The organism is Alishewanella sp. HL-SH06, assembly GCF_052656265.1.
In genome coordinates, this window is record NZ_CP199752.1 from 3662120 (window position 1) to 3682695 (window position 20576).

Annotated in this window: 13 protein-coding genes and 1 pseudogene; 10 read left to right on the top strand and 4 right to left on the bottom strand. The window is 48.3% G+C overall.

Annotated features, from left to right (window positions below; genetic code table 11):
* Positions 1–244 precede the first annotated feature (244 nt).
* The 4 genes and pseudogenes from ACUJFK_RS16910 (at position 245) to ACUJFK_RS16925 (ending at position 4774) form a co-directional block, all read left to right on the top strand.
* Positions 245–1817: pseudogene (locus tag ACUJFK_RS16910) on the top strand (sodium:solute symporter).
* A complete protein-coding gene (locus ACUJFK_RS16915; RefSeq protein ID WP_226751949.1) occupies positions 1817–2674 on the top strand; it encodes a BadF/BadG/BcrA/BcrD ATPase family protein in 858 nt (285 codons plus the stop codon). Before ACUJFK_RS16910 ends, ACUJFK_RS16915 begins: the two are co-directional and overlap by 1 nt.
* 13 nt (positions 2675–2687) lie before the next feature.
* Complete coding sequence (gene murQ / locus ACUJFK_RS16920) at positions 2688–3608, top strand: N-acetylmuramic acid 6-phosphate etherase (RefSeq protein ID WP_445425564.1); 921 nt, start codon at positions 2688–2690, stop codon at positions 3606–3608.
* Entirely contained in the window at positions 3605–4774 is a 1170-nt protein-coding gene (locus tag ACUJFK_RS16925; RefSeq protein ID WP_445425565.1) for an exo-beta-N-acetylmuramidase NamZ family protein, read from the top strand. The genes murQ and ACUJFK_RS16925 overlap by 4 nt, the downstream gene beginning before the upstream one ends.
* Positions 4775–4780: 6 nt before the next feature.
* Here ACUJFK_RS16925 and ACUJFK_RS16930 read toward each other — a convergent pair whose 3' ends face one another.
* The gene (locus tag ACUJFK_RS16930; RefSeq protein ID WP_306177909.1) at positions 4781–6187 is read right to left on the bottom strand and encodes a M14 family zinc carboxypeptidase; all 1407 of its coding nucleotides are present in this window, start codon (positions 6185–6187) and stop codon (positions 4781–4783) included.
* Positions 6188–6366: 179 nt separating this feature from the next.
* Between ACUJFK_RS16930 and ACUJFK_RS16935 the strand changes: the two genes are divergently transcribed.
* Positions 6367–7803: a Na+/H+ antiporter NhaC family protein gene (locus tag ACUJFK_RS16935; RefSeq protein WP_445425566.1), complete on the top strand. Its 1437-nt coding sequence runs from the start codon at positions 6367–6369 to the stop codon at positions 7801–7803.
* A 50-nt stretch (positions 7804–7853) separates the two neighbouring features.
* Here ACUJFK_RS16935 and ACUJFK_RS16940 read toward each other — a convergent pair whose 3' ends face one another.
* The 3 genes from ACUJFK_RS16940 to ACUJFK_RS16950 form a co-directional block, all read right to left on the bottom strand.
* A complete protein-coding gene (locus ACUJFK_RS16940) occupies positions 7854–8381 on the bottom strand; it encodes a hypothetical protein (RefSeq protein WP_226751944.1) in 528 nt (175 codons plus the stop codon).
* Between the two features lie 117 nt (positions 8382–8498).
* Positions 8499–9860, bottom strand: coding sequence for an oxygen-independent coproporphyrinogen III oxidase (gene hemN, locus ACUJFK_RS16945; protein ID WP_445425567.1), 1362 nt, complete (start codon positions 9858–9860; stop codon positions 8499–8501).
* Positions 9861–9947: 87 nt separating this feature from the next.
* Entirely contained in the window at positions 9948–11792 is a 1845-nt protein-coding gene (locus ACUJFK_RS16950; RefSeq protein ID WP_445425568.1) for an esterase/lipase family protein, read from the bottom strand.
* 410 nt (positions 11793–12202) lie between these two features.
* On the opposite strand from ACUJFK_RS16950, the gene ACUJFK_RS16955 reads away from it, so the two are divergent.
* The 5 genes from ACUJFK_RS16955 to ACUJFK_RS16975 all read left to right on the top strand — a co-directional run bounded on the left by ACUJFK_RS16955 (position 12203) and on the right by ACUJFK_RS16975 (position 20535).
* Positions 12203–14395 (top strand): TonB-dependent receptor, encoded by a 2193-nt coding sequence (locus ACUJFK_RS16955; RefSeq protein WP_445425569.1) that lies wholly within the window; start codon positions 12203–12205, stop codon positions 14393–14395.
* A gap of 211 nt (positions 14396–14606) precedes the next feature.
* A complete protein-coding gene (locus tag ACUJFK_RS16960) occupies positions 14607–14954 on the top strand; it encodes a hypothetical protein (RefSeq protein WP_445425570.1) in 348 nt (115 codons plus the stop codon).
* 70 nt (positions 14955–15024) lie between these two features.
* Positions 15025–15978 carry a glutaminase B gene (gene glsB, locus ACUJFK_RS16965; RefSeq protein ID WP_445425571.1) on the top strand — a complete coding sequence of 318 codons (954 nt, stop codon included), beginning with the start codon at positions 15025–15027 and terminating at the stop codon, positions 15976–15978.
* 274 nt (positions 15979–16252) lie between these two features.
* Complete coding sequence (locus ACUJFK_RS16970; protein ID WP_445425572.1) at positions 16253–17401, top strand: efflux RND transporter periplasmic adaptor subunit; 1149 nt, start codon at positions 16253–16255, stop codon at positions 17399–17401.
* A gap of 14 nt (positions 17402–17415) precedes the next feature.
* On the top strand, positions 17416–20535 hold the full coding sequence (locus ACUJFK_RS16975; protein ID WP_445425573.1) for an efflux RND transporter permease subunit: 3120 nt from the start codon (positions 17416–17418) through the stop codon (positions 20533–20535).
* The last annotated feature ends 41 nt before the right edge of the window (positions 20536–20576 follow it).

The following is a 20576-nucleotide window of genomic DNA, read 5'->3' on the forward strand; positions in this document are numbered from 1 at the left end:
TGACAGCATTGCTAGCAATACTTTGCGGTAGCAACCAAGGCGAGCAGTAGCCAATTGGAAATCCTTAGCCTAATTCATTAGGGTTAAACATAAATTATTCATAAAAAATACGCAAACAAGAATATTTTAGTCTATTCACATTCTATAACTTATGCTTTACTGCAGCTAGCAATTGCCAGCAACCCCATCACAATGATGTGCTGCGGGGTGGGTTTGGCGCATTAATTTCGACAGGCAAAGCGTAATGCAGCTCACCTTATTAGATTGGCTGGTCTTTTGCAGCTACTTTTTGATCCTTGGTTTATTGGCATGGTGGGTCAACCAACAAAAATCGAAGAACAGCAGTGATTACTTCTTAGCGGCTAATTCAATGCCCGCATGGTTAGTGGCAATTTCTGTACTTGCCACGTCGCAATCGGCAGCCACTTTTTTAGGTGGCCCCGATATGGGCTTTCGTGGCAATTTAACCTATTTAGCCAGCTCTTTTGGCGCCATTTTGGCGGCCTGGTTTGTGATTAAATGGCTGATCCCTCGCTATTACCAGCTAAAAGTCACCACCGTGTATGAGTTATTAGAACAGCGCTTTAGCGCCAGCGCGAAAAAATCATGCTGGGCAGATGTATTTATTTGGTCGGGTTTTTGCCAGTGGCGCGCGCTTATATATGGCGGCTTTAGCGGTCTCAATGCTGCTGTTTAATCATATCAACGCCAGCGGTATTGTGGCCGCAGTCGCGTTATTGGCCGTGATCGGTTTACTTTGTACCATGATGGGCGGTATCCGCTCGGTCATTTATACCGATGCATTACAGTGCTTTGTCTATGTTAGTGCCGCCTTGCTGGTTTTGTTTTATTTATACAGCAGCCTCGATCTTCCCTGGCAACAAGTTGTTGAGGCTTTACGTTATCCGCCAGAGCAAGCCCGTTCGAAATTGTTGTTATTCGATTTCCATCTGGATTTTAGCTCGGCAGGCGTCTTTAATGTTTGGTCAGCGCTTACCGGCTTTGTCTTATTAAATATTGCGGCCTTTGGTTTAGATCAAGATATGACGCAGCGCGTATTGACTTGTAAAACACCGGCGAAAGGCGCGCAAGCGCTGCTCTCTTCAGTGTTATTAGTGATCCCAGTGATGTTGGTGTTTATTGTCATTGGATTTTTATTGTACTTGTTTTATCAACGGCCAGATTTAGCGGCAGGCACACAGGTATTACAAGACAGCTTTCAAGGCGAGAAAATCACTGTCTTTATGTACTATGTGCTAAATGAATTGCCATCTGGCTTACGGGGTTTGGTGGTGGTCGGCGTGATTGCCGCGGCGCTTTCAACCATTACCTCAGGGCTAAACTCCATGGCCTCGGTACTGGTTGCAGATCTCTATCAACCTTGGCGCTTACGCCGCCAACCGGCTACCGAAGCTAAACATTTTGTCCGTGCCGGACAATGCGCCATGCTGCTAACGGCTATCGCGTTATCCTTAATGGCTATCTTATGTTTTTACTGGCAACAGTATTCCGATATGCCGCTACTGGCCTTTGCGCTTAGCGTAATGGTGTTTTCTTACAGCGGTTTACTCGGCGTATTTTTTACCGCGTTATTTACTCGGCGCGGTAATCGATATAGTGTGACGGCCGCCTTGTGTGTCGGCTTTGTTACTTGCTTAGTATTGCAACCCTATGTATTAAAGCAGCTTAGTCCAAACTTAGCGGCTTTAGATTTAGGCTTCACCTGGCAGTTATGTATCGCCACGCTTTTGGCCTTTTTAACCTGTTATAGCGGCAGCGCACAGCAAACCACGTCTGCGCATGCCAAGGAGGCTTAATGCGTTACTTGTTAACCTTAGATGGCGGTGGCACCAAAACGGATGGCCTATTGCTGTGTCAACAAAGCGGCCAACGTTGGACGGCTCGCGCTGGTGCTGCCCAGCTGACCAACGATTTTGCAGCAGCTATTCATCATGTGCGTGAGCTTAGCCTGCAGCTTTGCCAACAAGCCAATGCCCGCCCTGCTGACGTCAGTGCTATTTTCGGCTTAGCGGGCGCGGGAAATCCGCAGTTAGCCGAAGCATTTAACCAAGCCCAGCAAATCCCTTTCGCTCACTGGCTGCTGACAACGGATGCGCGTACCTCTTTATATGGTGCGAACTTAGGCCAACCCGTGGTGGTGGTGGCGATTGGTACCGGTTCGGTGGGTATGCGCTTGCAACAGGATGGCACTGAACACCAGGTAGGTGGCTGGGGTTTTGGTATTGGCGATGAAGGCGGTGGCGCTTGGCTTGGTCAACAATTAGTACGACAACTGTTATGGCAATTAGATTGGCAACGGCCACTTAGCCCATTACTGACTGCGGTTAGTCAGCAATGTGGCGCGAATACCGAGCAGTTGCTGCCTTGGTTAAAACAAGCCAATGCAAGCGACTTTGCCAAACTGGCGCCCTTGATCTATCACTATCAGGATGCACTCAGCCAGCAATTACAACAACAGCAAGGTGCTGCCATTTCTACCTTGGCTAAGTGCGCGCTCAACCAGCAAAATTTGCCCTTGGTGTTATTAGGTGGCTTAGCCACGCATTGCCAGCCTTGGCTTTGCGATAACTTACAAGCACAATTACAACCTGCCCGCGGTGATGCATTAGCGGGGGGTTTAGTTCTAGCGGCCAAATTGGCCGCTTCTTCTTAAGACAGGCAAGACAATGCACACAGAACAATTATTAACCCAACTGGCCAACATGAGCACCGAAGCACGTAATAGCGACAGTGCCAATATCGATCAACTCAATAGCTTGCAACTGGTGTCGTTAATCAACCAAGCCGACCAAGGGGTTGCGCAGCACATTACCCCCGCTTTACCGCAAATCGCAGCAGCGGTTGATCAGATTGTTAAAGCCTTTACGCACGGGGGTCGTTTAATCTATCTGGGCGCAGGAACCAGTGGTCGCTTGGGGATCTTAGATGCGGTGGAATGCCCTCCCACGTATAGCGTGCCAGATCAGCAAGTGATCGGTTTAATTGCCGGGGGTGATAAAGCGATATATAAAGCCGTTGAAGGCGCCGAAGATAACCCAGAGCTTGGTGCTGCCGACTTACAACGCATTCAGTTTAGCGCTAAAGACGTGTTAGTCGGCATTGCTGCCAGTGGCCGTACCCCTTATGTGCTAGGTGGGCTGGCCTATGCGCGCTCGCTAGGCGCCAGCACCGTCGCTATTAGTTGTAATGCGCAGGCCCCACTGCTACAAGCTGCCGATATTGCCATCTGCGCTGAAGTTGGGCCAGAAGTGGTCACCGGTTCAACCCGGATGAAAGCCGGCACCGCACAAAAAATGATTTTAAATATGCTCAGTACCGCCGCCATGGTGCGTACCGGCAAGGTTTATCAGAATTTAATGGTCGACCTGCATGCCAGCAACCAAAAATTAGTCGCTCGCGCCATTCGTATAGTGATGCAAGCCACCGATTGCACTGCGCCAGTGGCGGAAAAAGCTTTACAAGACAGCCAAATGAACGCCAAGCTGGCTATTTTACATTTACTCAGTGGCCAACCGATTGCCCGTTGCCGTGAGCAATTAACAGCACAACAGGGCTTCGTGCGCCAAGCATTGGAGGCGATGCAATGAAATCCGTCTGGCACCTTGCGCTCACGCTTCTCGTTTGGTTTAGCCCGCTAGCTTTGGCCAATAGTGCCGCGCCCGTGCTGCTGACCGGCGCTGAGCAACCGGCTAAATACTTGCCGCTACTAAAAGGTAAACGTGTTGGCTTGTTAGTTAATCAAACCTCGGTAGTGGATGAACAACATCTGGTTGACTTTTTACTGGCGCAAAACATTCAGGTGGTCGCGATCTTCGCGCCAGAGCATGGTTTTCGAGGGAATCATGACGCTGGTGCCGCTATCGCTAATGGCACAGATAGCCGCACGGGTTTACCGGTGTGGTCAATGTATGGCGCCAGCAAAAAACCCAGCCCCGAGCAAATGCAAGCACTGGATATTATCATGTTTGATATTCAGGATGTTGGCGTACGTTATTACACCTACATTAGCTCGATGCACTACATGTTAGCGGCAGCAGCCGAATTTTCAAAACCGATGCTGGTGCTGGATCGGCCTAATCCGAATGGCGCCTATGTGGATGGGCCTGTGCTCGACTTAGCTTTTCAGTCATTTGTGGGGATGCACCCCATTCCATTATTACACGGTATGACCGTGGGTGAGTTAGCCCTAATGATTAAAGGCGAGGGTTGGATAGCTCAAGCTGATAAGTTAACACTGACCGTGATCCCAGTGGCGAACTATCAACGCCAGCAAGCTTATACCTTACCGATCCCACCAAGCCCCAACCTGCCGAATCAACAAGCGATTAAACTCTATCCATCGCTCGGCTTTTTTGAGGCAACACCGCTCAGTGTTGGCCGTGGCACAGATTTTCCGTTTCAAGTGATTGGTTATGATAAGTTTGCCACTGACGGCTTTGCTTTTACCCCGGTTAGCACACCAGGTGCCGCATTAAAACCGCCCTTAATGGACCAATTGCTACATGGTGAAGATTTACGCCACGTGCCGGCTGGCGGCTTAACGCTGAGTTATTTGATGCGCTGGAATCAGTTATTTGATAGTCATGCGAAAACGCTATTTAGCGCGCCCGATTTTATGGATAAATTAGCCGGCACCGATCAATTGCGTTTGCAAATCGCTGCCGGTTTAAGTGAGGCGCAGATCCGCGCCAGTTGGCAACCACAGCTACAGCTGTTTTTAAAACAGCGTCAAGCCTATTTGCTTTATCCGTAAAGCCCATTAAGTGCCTAACGGGTTGTGAATAACGCCGCTGGGCACGCTAATTAATTGGCCATTTAATACGGCTTGCACAACCTTGCCTTGCGTATTAACTAATAAGAACGTGGCACCTTGCCAAAGTTGTGGCGAGCCTTGTGTCGGGCGTAACGGATTCAGCAGCACGGGCAAACGGCTGCTTGCTTGCAACAAAGCCTTATCACCCGAAAAATGGGTATAACCTTGCTGCAGTAAAGCGAGATGTGCCTCAGTGTCTAAAGACAAGGCCGTGTTAAGCGGGTAAGCCTGCCCAGCTTTAAAAGCTAAACCTTGCACCGAAAATTGATGAAAAGCGCTGAACAAGGATAAGTCACCTAGCTCATCAATACGCGCGCGCCGATCGCCAGTAAGAGCCAAATTAATGGCCAGATCCACCGTAGCCGTCGTGTCACCGATGCTCACGGTTAACCCTTGTAGCAAGACATCTTTCATGCCGCCGCTACGGTTAAATGGGATGGCGTTATACAACGCCACATCAGCCTGCTGATAACTATCACTAGCAATCGCAGCTAACCAAGCCACATAGAGTTGGAAATTCAACCGCCGCGCCATTTGCCGATTGTCATCACCACGATAAGCGCCCGACTCCACTAACACCGTGCTAATGCCCATCGCCGCAAACGTATCGCCAAAAGATCGGGCCGACCAATCATCGGCATAACGACCGATATGCTGCGGGATCTGCTGCTCAAGCCAAGGTTGGACATGCGCAATTAACTGCATCGCAGCTCGGCGGCTAGCATTAATCTCACGTTCGGCATTATAAGCCGGCGCTAACAATGAAATCGTTGCGGGGTTAGGATAAGGACCTGCCGCATGAAAACGGTTTTGATCATGCAAGTTAAAAGCAAAATGCGGTTTAATCTGCTTGGCTGCCGCCATTAACAACTGCCCTTCTGGGCTTTGTAACGCTAAGGCATCACGATTAATATCGATACCTTGGGCATTGACTCGGCTGTGCTTAGCGGCACCATCCGGATTGAGCATGGGTATAATATACAGCGTTATTTCGGCAAATAACTGCTCGCGCCACGCCGCCTGCTCTGGTGCCTGTAGATAATTTAATAAATCGAACAGAGCCGCGGTGGCGGTAGATTCATCACCGTGCATTTGCGACCAAGCCAATATTCGCTTGTCACCTTGGCCTAATTGAAGTTGATAAATGGGCTGCTGCTTCACCGAACGCCCCAGTTCGGTTACCGTTAGCCATGGCTGCACTTGGTAGTGCTCGATTAACGGCGCAATATCGCTAAATTGCAGTTGCGGTTTATTTAAATGCGCTTGTTGATACGGGTGATAATCAGGAATTGTCATTGCTTTGGCCATTATTACGCTGCTGACTGCCAGTATCAGGAAAACCAATTTATTCATGATTAGCCCATTTAAACTGCAATACTTATACAGATCCTAATACAAACGCATGAAAAGACAATAGGATATTTTAATTAGTTTCTGGGTAAAGCCACAGGGTTCGCGCTTGCAGAAGGCGCAGTTAGCCTGTATAAAATCATAAATTATCCAAACTGCGATGAACCCAGCGCCTGAGCGTTATGGCCGAAATCATCCAGCAGATCCCGCATAAAACGGAGAACATCTTGGCAAATTGGCTCACCCTGTTACCGGCAATCGTGGCGATTGCGGTTGTGCTCTGGCGTAAAGAAGTGATCTTAGCGCTGTTATTATCTCTCTGTACCGCCGAACTACTGATTTTCATGCAGCAAGGACAAGGCTTTGGTGCGAGTTTGCTGCTTGATGGCAGTATTCAAACCTTAGAGCGTATTGTTGCGGTTACCGCTGATGATGGTAATGCTCGGATCTTAATGTTTTCCTTGTTAGTCGGTGGTTTATTAGCTTATTTACGCCTCTCTGGCGGTGTTACCGCAACGGTAGATTTTTTAGTACGAAAAGGTATTGCCCGCTCTGGCCGTCAAGCCGGTTTACTGACCTTTGGTATCAGCTTTTTTACCTTTATTGAATCGAACCTCAGCTCGCTAACCAAGGGGATTAGCACCCGTGGTTTATTTGATAAATTTCAGATGAGCCGTGCTCGGCTTGCCTATATCATCGACAGTACCAGCTCGCCTATTTGTATTATCATTTTACTCAATGGCTGGGGGGCTTATGTGCTTGGTTTATTAAGTACTTATGAGTTACCGATGCCGGCCATTTCAGTGCTGTTAGGCAGTATCCCGTTGAATTTTTATGCCTTATTTACGCTAGCCGTGGTGCTGTATACCATTATCAGTGGCAAAGTATATGGCCCGTTAAAACGGGTAGAACAGCGCGCCAGCGAGCAATTACCGCAAACAGAAATTGAAACGCCGGCCAGCCATCCAGCCTTTATGCTGTTACCGTTAATAACCTTAGTAGGCTCAATGATTGGCTTTATGTTTTTAACCGGTAACGGCGAGTTAGTGCAGGGCTCGGGGTCGCGCTCGGTGCTATATGCCACCGTGTTAGCCTGTTTAGTGGCGTATGCCATGATGATTATCAGCCGCCGCTTCCAGCATCAGCAGTTAGTGGATATGGGTTTTAAAGGTATGTCTGAATTACTGCCAGTAGTGACTATTGTGCTGCTGTCGATGGCGCTAGGCAGTAGCTTAAAAGTATTAGGCACCGGCACCGTGATTGCCGGTATGGTCGATCAAAATATCCCGCATTTTTTAATCCCAGCCTTGCTGTTTTTAGCCGGTTCTTTAATGTCAGTCACCACCGGTACTAGCTGGGGTACTTTCGCCATTTTAATCCCCATTGGCATTCCCATGGTGACCTTATTAAATTTACCCCCTCAATTGGTATTAGCCGCCATTTTAAGCGGCGGGATTTTTGGTGACCACTGCTCGCCTATTTCTGACAGCACGGCAGTAAGTTCCGTCGCCGCGGGCTGTGATTTGCTCGAGCACGTTAAAACGCAATTGCCCTATGCGCTGTTTTGTGGAGCACTGGCCTTAAGCGCTTTTGCCATTAGCGGTTGGTTGATGATTTAACCGAACGGCTATCAATTACGATAGCCGCTCATTTCTATACGTGTGTTTGGTTAACCGCGCCCATGCGGCTGATAACTGTATTTCGCAAGCAAGATCTGTTCACGCTGTCTGTCAAATTGGTTATGCGCTACTTCTACTTGATGCGCAAACTTATCATAAGCCCGCTCAACTTTACGTTGATACGCTTGTCTTGCTTTGCTCTTTTGTTTGGGTTTGGCTTTGTGATGACTGTGCTGATAAGCATCAGATAATTGCGCTAATTCGCGGTCAAGCTGACGCTCTAACGACACCAGATGACGCTGATGTTCATGGGCTAACTGCTGTAATGCTTGACGCTGCTTGGCAACAATACGCGGTGTTGCATGCTTAACCTTGTAATATCGGCTATAGCCTTGTTGCACCGGATCGATGCGGGCCACTCTCACTAATTCATCGGCAGCCCGCCTTAAGGTATACACCAACACATCATGACCTACTCGCTCAATGGCAACGGGCGAAGCTTGATGCGCGAGCACTGGCAGTTGTACCAGCGTTAACAAAGAAACAGCAAACAGGGTTTTGGTGATTGTTGTGGCCATAATAGCCTCCACTTTCTGCTAAACACCCGTTAATCTTGCACTGTACAACTGAACCACTGCTGAAAGCTTTTTCAGCATTTTGATTAAAAAAGTCAACTTACCCTGCCCTATGCCGATTTATACTACCTTGGAATAACGTTGCTGACTTTGCGTTAAATAGGCATCAAAGCAGGCACAAATACTGCGAACCCATAGTCGACCTAAGGCAGTCACTGTTAACTCACTGTCATTGGCGACAAGTAATCCATCGGTGATAAACGGCTGCAACTGCGGCACCGCATCGGCAAAATATCCCCAAAAATCGATTAACTGCCATTGCTGGCAAAAAGCAGTGATATCCAGTTTAAAATGACAAATGAGTTGGCTAATCAATGCAGCGCGCAGCCGATCATCCTCACTTAAACTAAAGCCACGCTCAACTGGGCGCTGTTGTTGCTGTAAGGCAGCATAATAATCGGCTAATACCTTACTGTTTTGCCACAATACACCGTTGATTTGGCTAATACTTGACACGCCCAACCCTAACAACGCATCTTGCCCGGCTGTGGTATAGCCTTGAAAATTACGCTGCAAATGGCCTTGCTGCTGCGCTATCGCCAGTGGATCACTGGCTTTAGCAAAGTGATCCATGCCAATAAATTGATAACCGGCTCCTACTAACGCCGTGATCGCCAATTGCAATAACTGCAGCTTTGCAGGCGCAGCCGGTAAACTGTCGTGGGGAATTTTACGCTGCGCGGCAAAGCGCTCTGGTAAATGCGCATAGCTGAATAATGAAATGCGATCGGGTGATAAACGGATAATCTCGGCTAAGGTTTCAGCAAAACTGTCGGGCTGTTGATATGGCAGGCCATAAATCAGATCCAGATTGACCGAGCTAAAACCCAGTGCTCGACTTAATTGCACTTGCTGGCGGATCAACTCGGTTTCTTGCACTCGGTTAATGGCAATTTGCACTTTCTCGTCTAAATCTTGCACACCAAAACTGACACGATTAAACCCCAGTTGGCGTAAATGTCGCAGCTTTTGCTCGATACAACTGCGCGGATCGATCTCAATACTGATCTCTGCCTCAGTTGTCAGCTGAAAATGCTGATGAATTAACTGCATTAATTGCGTTAACTGCGCTTCCGTTAAAAAGGTGGGTGTGCCGCCACCCAAGTGCAATTGCGTGATACGCTTATCGGCTACACTAGCTTGATACAGCGCCATTTCTTGCGCCAATGCCGTTAAATACTGATCAGCTTTGTGCTGATGCCGCGTGACAATTTTATTGCAGCCACAGTAATAGCAAAGCTGATGACAAAACGGAATATGTATATATAAGCTCAGCTCAGACGGAGCGTCTTGCAGCCCGGGGGTAATCATGGCCGAGTCAAAAGCAGGATCTAACGCTAACGCGGTTGGATAAGAGGTGTAACGCGGTCCGTTAATGTTGTATTTGGCAATTAACGCCGCATCCCATGATATCGCTTGCATCTGCTACCCCTTATTAAGCTAAGACGGCAGTATACTGAGCTTTCACTGACTCAGCCTTGATCTAACGCAAACGGAAATACTTGCCGTTTAGCGTGTTAACTCAGCGAGGTGCTGATGCAAAATACGGCGGATCTCTAAAATGGCAGCCGAGGTTTCTTGTACGCTATGTCCCGAACGGATCACCATCTCTGATTGAGCTTCCGGTAAATGCGCACTTAAATAGGGTACTACGCCATCCGTGTGTTGGGCCACGGGTAAGCTGGGTTGTTCTACCCCAATAATCGAGTGATACCGCACCGCAGCATTAATCGGAATGCGTGCCGCCGCCATGATAAAACTATCGCTATCGCTGAGGTTTTCAATGCTGGTGATCCGCAGTGGCACCCGCGCTTGGCTCTTGCTGCTGGGATCATTTAACAGCTCAGCGGCTTCGGCCACACGTTCTAACACCGTCACGGGCAAGGTAATGAGCCCGGCTAACCAGCGAGCTAAACGATAATCTGCCACCGCCGTACCCAAATGTGGTGTCGCAATAAAAATCGCCCGATTCGCCCCCGGTAAAGCTGAAAAAGTAAAATCATCACGAAAGCTTTGAAAAAAACGCTGCTGACGTTTTAAATCTAATTTATGCTCTTCGCTAACGGCATACAATAATTTCTCACCCGAGTCAGACACCAATAAACGCGCCAATAGCCCACCCATACTATGACCAATGATCACGATATCTTCTGAAGCCGGAGCCAAGCCTTCAGGATCAAACTGCCGTAAGGTTTGCGTAATACGTTGGCGTATAGCTTGTAAATTCAGAACCAAAGGTAGGTTCGTAGGGTAATACAATTGCCACAACTGATAGTTGGCACGCAGCTTTTCATCACCCAAAACCTCATTCGCCGTATTAACCCAGGCTTCAGGACTACTAGCAATACCATGTAACATAATGATAATTTTACGATTAGGGTCATAAGGCTGCAGCATAAATAAATGTGGCTGCGCTAATGAATCGCTTGCGCCCATTAAATTCCAAAATGCTTGCCGAGAAAAATCAGAACGCGCCAGCCATAAACCGTAACCGGCGGTAAAATTAGCCGCTAGCGGAATGTCAGCCCCCGCAATCGTTACTTGTTGCTGTTGCAGTGGATCTAGCACATGCAAGGTCACCTGATCAGTGCTTAATACTTCCGCCAACGTGTTACCGCCAAAACTCAATACAGCTGTTACTACCGGCGAGGGTAATTCGCTATAGCCTTGCTGCAAATTTAATTGCGTGGGCGCCGCACTGACGGCCACTAATTCAGCACCGAGACCATCGCGGCGATATTGATTGCGCAAGCCTTGAAATGACAAGGTGTTAGTGGGCACAAGCTGCGCAGGAAGTGCTTGCTCGCGAAAGCGCCGATGTTGCAACTGGCTACGTAACTGCCAACGCTCGGTTTGTAAGGTAACAGCACTGTCCTGCAACCAACGTCGTTGTTGCTGTGAGAATAATAAGGTTGCGGCTTGTTGAGTAGCAAAGTTGTAGTAATCGCGCACTTGCGTTTGTCGGTCTTCAAACAAACGATTAATCGGCGTCACACCAGAATAAAATAAATAAGCGTAAGCATAGCGAGCGCTCATCAGGTAGGCATCGACCTCGGCCAGCACATCTTTATTGCGTGGACGGCTATACCATAAGGCTTGATGTAACCACAGTTCCGCCATCGCCGATAGGCGTTGTTCACTGGTTAAACCTAAACCGGTACTTAATATCTCGGCACATTCAGCCGCTTTGCGCTGACAGCTTGCCTGATCTAGCCCAAGTATTTGCAGCACGACACCTGTATATTGGCTGATGGTGCCCGTAGTTAACACATCGCCTCGCCGCTGCTTAACATACTCGCGGCTATCCACATTCGACACCGACACGGTGGCGCAACCGCTAAGCCCGATCAGCAAAAATATCCCTACCAAAGACCCTTTGCGACAAAGGCCTATCAAGCCATTTAGTGACATTTTTACCGTAGTTAACAAGCTAAATACTCTCTATGGAACACCTTATTTAGGGGCCAGATCATAGCATGTGCTGTTTGCAACGAATATCACCTTGCCGAATCTTTAACCGCCATAACAAAATGCCAAAATGTTTTACCAAAAAGCATTTTGAAAAAGAGAGTAAAACCTTTAATCAAAATATCGTCTACATTTTATCTTCTCAGGCACAAATTATCGCCTCAGTTACGCTCTATTAGCATCAATTAAAAACGGTGAGCTAAATGCGAGGTAATGGTTTTCATATAGCTATTCAGCATTTATACTCCGCGGGTTTGCCCATAGGTTGGGCAGTCTACTCAGGAGAATGACACCTTATGCCAACTCTACAGCTGACACCTGCTGTATCTACCAAACTAAGCATCATTGCTATGGCGATGGCAGGTTTGTTTAGCACTTCAGCGCTAGCACAACAAGCTGCGGCTAATAGCGAAAGCAAAATTGAAGTGATTGAAGTTACTGCTACTAAACGTACACAAGCCATTTATGAAGTGCCTGTGGCCATCAGCGCGTTCAGCGGCGACGCCTTAGCCGAGCAAGGTATTACTGATTTAACCGATGTCGGTAAATTTGTTCCCAATTTAAATGTCACGGGTTTTTCTGCTGGTCACACTTCGTCGGCTAACCCTTTTATTCGGGGTATCGGTTTGCAAGATCACCTGATCACCACCGATCCGGGTGTCAGTGTTTACGTGGATGGCGTGTATCTTGGCCGCCAAGTCGGTCAAAACTGGAACCTGAATAATATTGCGCGCATTGAGGTGTTACGTGGTCCACAAGGCACCTTGTATGGTCGTAATTCCATTGGCGGTGCCATTAATATTATTACGAAACAACCAGATGAAGTCGCTCTGAATAAGGCTACGGTCAGCGTCGGAACACGCGGTCGCTTAAAAGGCGATGTGTTTGTTAATCATGAATTGACCGATACCCTCGCCTTCAACTTAAATGCCGGCTATAACGAGCGTGATGGCTTAGGTAAATTTATTAACGTGCCTAATGCCAAATATGATGTGGGTGAAACCCAAGAAGCTTATGGGCGTTTAGCTATTAAATTTTCGCCACAAGACGATTTAAGCTTTACCCTTACCGCTGATGCTAACGACGGTAAGGGCGGCTTGCGCCCTTACACCACGTTAATAGATGAAGTGCCTACGGGTGCTTATTACACTGGTGAGCGTTTTGGCCAACCCACTCCGGCAGGCCCACTACGTAACAGCGATGTAGCGGCTAATATTTATGATAATGCCACAGGTACTAAAGAAGTCACTGAAGTCAGTAATTCTGCCAGCGGTTTATCACTGACCATGGATCTCGGCCTGACCGAGACCTTAGCCACTAAAGCCATCATTAGTCATCGCACCTCTGACTACAAAGCCGGCTTAGATGATGACGCCACTATTTTTAGCTTAGATCACTATCCTGAAGTGGGTAATGCGGATCAAACGTCTGCTGAATTGCAATTAAATGGTTACCTCGGAGAAGTCGATTTTGTTTCTGGGATTTATTATTTCACCGAAGAAGGCAGCAATCGGCAAGGTGCCGATTCACGTTTTAACGGTGGCGCTAACCTGTTAGAGCTGGATCAGCGCTCAGTCAGCCGCGCTATCTTTGTGAATGTCGGCTATATGCTTACAGACGATCTGCGTATTGCCGGTGGCTTGCGTTTTAACCGTGACAAAAAAGACGTGATTGCCGATGTCGGCATTGGTGCTTTTACTGCGAGCGACAGCTGGAGCCAGCTAAGCTATGACTTATCCGCAAACTACACCATGCAAAATGGCTTGAATGTCTACGGTAGCATCCAAAGCGGTTATCAATCAGGTCAGTTCCCGGCGCGTCCTTACTGCTTGTTTGGCGATCCAAATTGCTTAGTGGCTTCTGAAAACATCACGGCAGTAAACTACGAAGTGGGCTTAAAAGGGCAAATCAATAATAACTTTGCCATGAGCATTGCGGTATTTAACACCGAATATGATGATTTACCCTATCAGGTGAGCACTACCGCAGAAGGCGGGTTTAGCACCACAAACTTAGTGGTAAGCCAAACCTCACGTGGTATTGAATGGGAAGGCACCTGGTTTGTCACTGACGCCTTTAAACTGCATGGCGCAGTAGGCTATATCGATGTTGATGTAGATCAGATCGGTGCTGTGAAACCCGTTGCACCGTTGACACCTGACGTTACAGCCGCGCTGGGCGCAACGTATAAATTTGCGTTGGAAGGCGGTGCCGAATTGACCGCACGGCTAGATTACTCTTTCCGCGATGAGATGTATGGCGAACCAAGCAGTGACAGTGGCCGCTTTACCCAAATCGATAGCCGTGAGTTAATTAATATGGATCTGCGCTATGCACCGGCTCAGGGTGACTGGTCAGTGTCATTGTATGCGCAAAACCTGCTTGATGAGCGCTATGATAATGCTCGGTTGAATACCGGTGACTATGTTCTGCGTATTTTAAGCAATGATGCGCGGGAACTGGGTGTGCGTTATACCGTGCAGTTTTAATTAAGCACCTGTTACACCGAACATCCCAGCTGCGGCCTACCGCAGCTGGGATTTTAGGTATCTCAGTAAGCGACATTGCTACTGCTTATCATGTTAAGAAAACGCCTAAACAACTGCGCTAAAACACCGCTCACCACGTAACATGGCCAATGAAACGATTCACTCGGCTAACCACACCTTTTCTGACGCTTCACCGCTAACGAGGTAGACCATGTTCAATTTTTTATTCGATAATATCGTAGCCGCCGTCATCGTTATGCTTGTTATTATGGCTTTTGCCTTGTGGTACTTTTACCAACGCGACTTTTCTGCGTTAGCTCAAGCGCAAAAACATGCACATCGACCGCTCAGTGAACAAGCCTTACTTACCGCCACAGAAGAAGCCGATTTATGTGGCTTGGGCCGAGAGTTTCGCGCTTATATCCAAGGTATTAACTCACGCTTAGGCGCCAACCAGCTAAAAGTAGGGCATTTGTTGTGGATCTTTGATCAACTCGAACAAAATATTCGTTATGACGCTAGCTTAACGATACCTGAGTTTAGCCAAGCCCTGCGCTGATGGTCGACAACAGGTTAAACCGCGCTCGCGCCTGCAATGCTCAACTTGGCTATGGTATACTGCAGCCTTATTGCTATTACGATATCTCGCCATTATGTCTTATGCCGATCCCAGCTTAGAAGCTTTATTACAACGGTTATTAACTCAATATCAGCCGCGCTATACCGAAGGTAAAGTGGCCAACTATATCCCCGCATTGGCACAGGTCGCCCCCGCACAAGCAGGGGTTGCCATCGCCACCTTGGATGGCAAGGTCAGTGGTGCCGGTGCGTTTGAGCAACAGTTTTCCTTACAAAGTGTCTCGAAAATTTTTGCGCTGGTGATGGCGATGAATAGACTCGACGACGAGCTGTGGCAACGCGTCAATATGGAGCCGTCAGGCCAGCCATTTAACTCAATTGTGCAGCTAGAATGGGAAAAAGGCATTCCACGTAACCCCGTAATTAATGCCGGGGCTATTTTAGTCTCGGATGTGTTGGTAAGTCATTATTCTTCCAGTAAAAGTGCTTTTCTTAGCTTTATTCGCCGCTTAGCACAAACCGAGACAATTTATGCCGATCAACAAGTGTATCAATCCGAATTAGAGCACGGTAATCGCAATGCGGCCCTCGCCTATTTGATGAAAAGCTTTGGCAATATTGAAGCAGAAGTGCCCTTAGTTTTGGCGCAGTATTTTCATCAATGTGCAACCGCCATTAGTTGCGCCGAATTGTCGCGAGCCCTGCTGTTTTTGGCAAACCGTGGCGTGCAGCCTGGCACCCAAGCACAAATTTGCAGCCGACGTGACGCGCACCGCGTTAACGCCATTTTGTCGACCAGTGGCATGTATGATCAATCTGGAGAATTTGCGTTTAAAGTGGGTTTACCGGCAAAAAGTGGCGTTGGTGGTGCTATTGTTGCCATTGTGCCGCAATTTGGGGTGATCACGGCTTGGAGTCCACCGCTCAACCGGTTTGGCAACTCGGTAGTGGCCATGCAACTAATAACCGCTATTGCTGAAGAATTGGGCTTATCGTTGTTCTAATTACAACGTTGGTTTCATAAGTAACAGAACCAGCCCATGAGTTATGGATATAGCGAAGACAAGTCAAGCTGCCCCTCGCCATTACTTGTTATCTTTCTGATCCTGAAGCGAACTCACTTTCAACATTCAACCGCTGTTTATAGTCTTTAGTCGCACATACAGCACGATAAGTCTTGTTGCGCTTGATAACATACAGCCTTGTATGTATATTGCATCAATTATTCTGCTACTGTTATTTATCGCAACTTTTCAGTTATGCCTCACAGGAGTTTTTATGCGTTTTAAGACCAAACTATTGAGTGCTGCCGCATTCAGCATGTTATTAGTAGCCTGTAGCCAACCTGAACCCAGTGCCACTCAAGGTACTGCCCCTGCGCCAGAAGTAGAAGTTGTGACGTTAAGCCATTCCGCTATGCCGCTGATCTCTGAATTACCCGGGCGCACCACGGATTATCGTCAGGCGGAGATCCGCCCTCAAGTCAACGGTATCTTAAAGCAACGCTTATTTACGGAAGGTCAATTAGTCACTGCCGGACAAGTGCTCTATAAAATTGATGCGGCGCCTTATCAAGCCGCTTTGGCTCATGCCAAAGCGAATTTAAGCAGCAGTAAAGCCATGCAACACAACGCACAGCTAAAAGCCGATCGCTTAAAAGGGTTAATCGGTAAAAAAGCCATTAGCCAACAAGACTATGACGATGCTCAAGCGGCTTTAATGCAAGCAAATGCCGCAGTTGCCAGTAGTGAGGCCGCCTTACAAACCGCGCAAATTAACTTAGATTATACCGAGATCACGGCACCTATCGCGGGTCAAATTGGTCGCTCGAATGTAACCGAAGGAGCTTTGTTAACGGCGAATCAGGCACAGGTGATGGCGACGGTAAGGCAACTTAACCCTATCTACGTTGATCTTACGCAATCAAGCAGCGAATTAATGCAACTTAAACGGCAACATCAGCAAATGGGTAGTGCCGAAGTGACGGTTGAACTGTTACTAGATGATGGCAGTGCTTACCCGCAAAAGGGCAGCCTGCAATTCTCTGAAGTGAATGTCGATCCCAGCACGGGCATGGTGACCTTGCGTGCCGTGTTTGCCAATGATCAGGGTAATTTATTACCTGGCATGTTTGTTCGAGCCCGCCTACAGCATGGTATCGACCAAAATGCCCTGATGGTGCCGCAAAAAGCGGTGATCCGAACGCCCAAAGGTAAAGCATCGGTGATGTTAGTCACCCAGGATAACATTGTTGAAGCACGGGTCATTGAGACCGGGCGTGCTGTGGGTCAAGATTGGCAAGTGCTTTCAGGCCTCAAGGCAGGAGATAGCGTGATTGTCGCGGGCTTACAAAAAATTCGGCCTGGCGCCACGGTTCGTACAGTAACGGCAACCCAAACCTCACCTAATTCTGCTGCTGTGCAGTAACCCTGGAGTCGCACATGGCAAATTTCTTTATCAATCGACCGATCTTCGCTTGGGTTATCGCCATCGTTATCATGTTGGCAGGCTTGTTATCCATCAAACAACTGCCGGTAGAGCAATATCCTCGGATCGCGCCACCGGCGATCAGTATCAGCACCTCTTATCGCGGTGCATCTGCACAAACCGCTGAAGATGCGGTGACACAAGTTATCGAGCAAACCATGAATGGCCTCGATAACCTGATGTACCTGTCGGCCAACTCAGACTCTTCAGGCAATATCAGCTTAACGCTAACGTTTGAAACCGGTACAGATCCCGATATTGCACAAGTACAGGTGCAAAATAAGCTGCAACAAGCCTTACCCTTGCTGCCACAAGAGGTGCAGCAAGCCGGTGTGCGTGTGGCTAAATCGAATGGCGCTTTCTTAATGGTCGTTGGCTTTATCTCTGAAGATGGCAGCTTAACACGCGATGATATTGCTGACTTTGTCGTGGCCAATGTGCGCGACCCATTAAGCCGCACCAGCGGGGTAGGTAACGTACAAGTGTTTGGTAGCCAATATGCGATGCGTGTTTGGTTAGATGCCGATAAGTTAAACCAATTTCAACTGACCCCCGCCGATATTACTGCGGCCATTCAAGTACAAAATAATCAGGTGACAGCGGGACAACTGGGTGGTTCGCCCGCCCTCCCCGGTCAACAATTTAATGCGGCTATTTTAGCGCAAACACGCTTAACCTCAGCCGAAGAGTTTAGCCAAATATTACTGCGCACCAACAGCGATGGCTCAACCGTGAAATTGGCAGATGTGGCGCGGGTTGAGCTTGGCGGTGAAGATTACTCCGTGATCGCCCGTTACAATGGCAAAATGGCCACGGGTTTAGCTATTGAATTAGCAACCGGTGCGAATGCCCTTGATACGGCTGCCGCGGTACGAGCCAAACTGGATGAACTGCGCCCTTATTTCCCGGCGGGGTTAAGTACTGTGGTGCCTTATGACACCACGCCTTTTGTCGAAATATCGATTAGCTCAGTGGTACAAACGCTGATTGAAGCGATTATCCTTGTATTCTTGGTCATGTATCTGTTTTTGCAGAATTTCCGCGCCACACTGATCCCTACCTTAGCTGTGCCCGTGGTGCTACTAGGTACTTTTGGCGTGATGGCTGCTTTTGGTTTTTCAATCAACACCTTAACCATGTTTGGTATGGTGCTGGCCATCGGCTTATTAGTCGATGACGCCATCGTAGTCGTCGAAAACGTTGAACGGGTAATGAGCGAGGAAGGGTTAGGCCCTATTGAAGCCACTCGTAAATCTATGGGACAGATCACCGGCGCCTTAGTGGGTATCGGCTTAGTATTATCTGCGGTCTTTGTGCCAATGGCCTTTTTTGGTGGCGCAACCGGCGCTATCTATCAGCAATTTTCCATTACTATCGTTACCGCGATGGCGCTGTCGGTACTGGTTGCGATCATTTTCACACCTGCCCTTTGTGCCACTATGCTCAAACCCATCCACGGTAATCATCAGGCAAAAAAAGGCTTTTTTGGTTGGTTTAACCGGGGTTTTGAGCAAACCAATCGCAATTATCAGCGCGGTGTGGCGGGCATGCTTGCTCGGCCAAAACGCTCAATGCTGGTTTATGGTGCCATCGTGATGGTGATGGCACTGATGTTCGTGCGCTTACCCACGTCATTTTTACCCGAGGAAGATCAGGGGGTATTCCTTACGTTAATTCAATTACCCACCGGCGCCAGCCAAGAACGCACAGAAGCTGTAATGGACAAAATTGCCGGCCATTATGCTCAAGAGCAAGCGGTGCAGTCAGTGTTTACCGTATCGGGCTTTAGTTTTGCTGGTCGCGGCCAGAATATGGGCTTAGCCTTTGTGCGTTTAAAAGATTGGAGCCTACGTGATGCCTCCGACAGCGTACAAGCCGTGATTGGCCGTGCCATGGGTTATTTTATGACGGTAAAAGAGGCGCAAATTTTTGCTTTTAACTTACCGCCTATTGCCGAGTTAGGGCGCGCAACCGGCTTTACCTTATTCTTACAGGATAGAGGCGGTGTGGGTCATGAAGCACTGTTAGCCGCCAGAAACCAACTACTGGGTATGGCAGCGCAAGAACCCGGCTTAGTTGGTGTTCGGCCAAATGGCATGGAAGATGGGCCGCAGTTAAAAATTAATGTTGACCAGTTAAAAGCACAAGCACTTGGTGTCTCTCTTAGCAATATTAACCAAACCCTGTCGATTGGTTGGGGCTCGACCTATGTTAACGACTTTTTAGATCGTGGCCGCGTGAAGAAAGTATTTGTGCAGGCCGAACCTGAATTTCGTATGACACCTGAAGATATCAAGCGTTGGTTTGTGCGCAACGACAACGGAGAGATGGTCAGTTTCGCCTCGTTCGCCAGCAGCGAATGGGTATATGGCCCGCAACGTTTAGAGCGTTACAACGGCGTATCCGCACTGGAGATCCAAGGCGAACCGGCACCGGGTTCAAGCTCGGGTGATGCCATGAATACCATGGAACGGCTTATTGGCCAGCTGCCTAACGGTATTGGTTTTGAATGGACCGCGACCTCTTATCAAGAAAAACTCTCTGGCTCACAAGCACCCGCTTTATATGCGCTGTCGATTTTAGTGGTGTTCTTATGTTTAGCGGCCTTGTATGAAAGCTGGAGCGTGCCTTTTGCGGTGATCTTAGTTGTACCGCTCGGTATTGTTGGTGCGTTAACAGCAGCGTATATGCGCGGTTTAGGCAACGACGTGTATTTTCAAGTAGGGTTGTTAACCACCATGGGGCTGGCCTCGAAAAACGCCATTTTAATTGTTGAATTTGCACGCGAGTTACAGCAACAAGGTAAAGAGCTGGTCGAAGCCATTTTAGAAGCAGTTCGGTTGCGTTTACGCCCCATTATTATGACATCAATGGCCTTCTCACTTGGCGTATTGCCACTGGTGATCAGTAGCGGCGCAGGCTCTGCCAGTAGAAATGCGATTGGTACCGGTGTACTAGGCGGCATGATCTCCGCCACGATACTGGCCGTGTTTTTAGTGCCGGTCTTTTACTTGGTGATTATGCGTTTGTTTACCAAGAAACCCCGCGCGAACGCTGAGCAAAGCCAAACCTAACTTAGTAGGCAGGTAAAACTGCCGCCGATTCGTACCTTTGC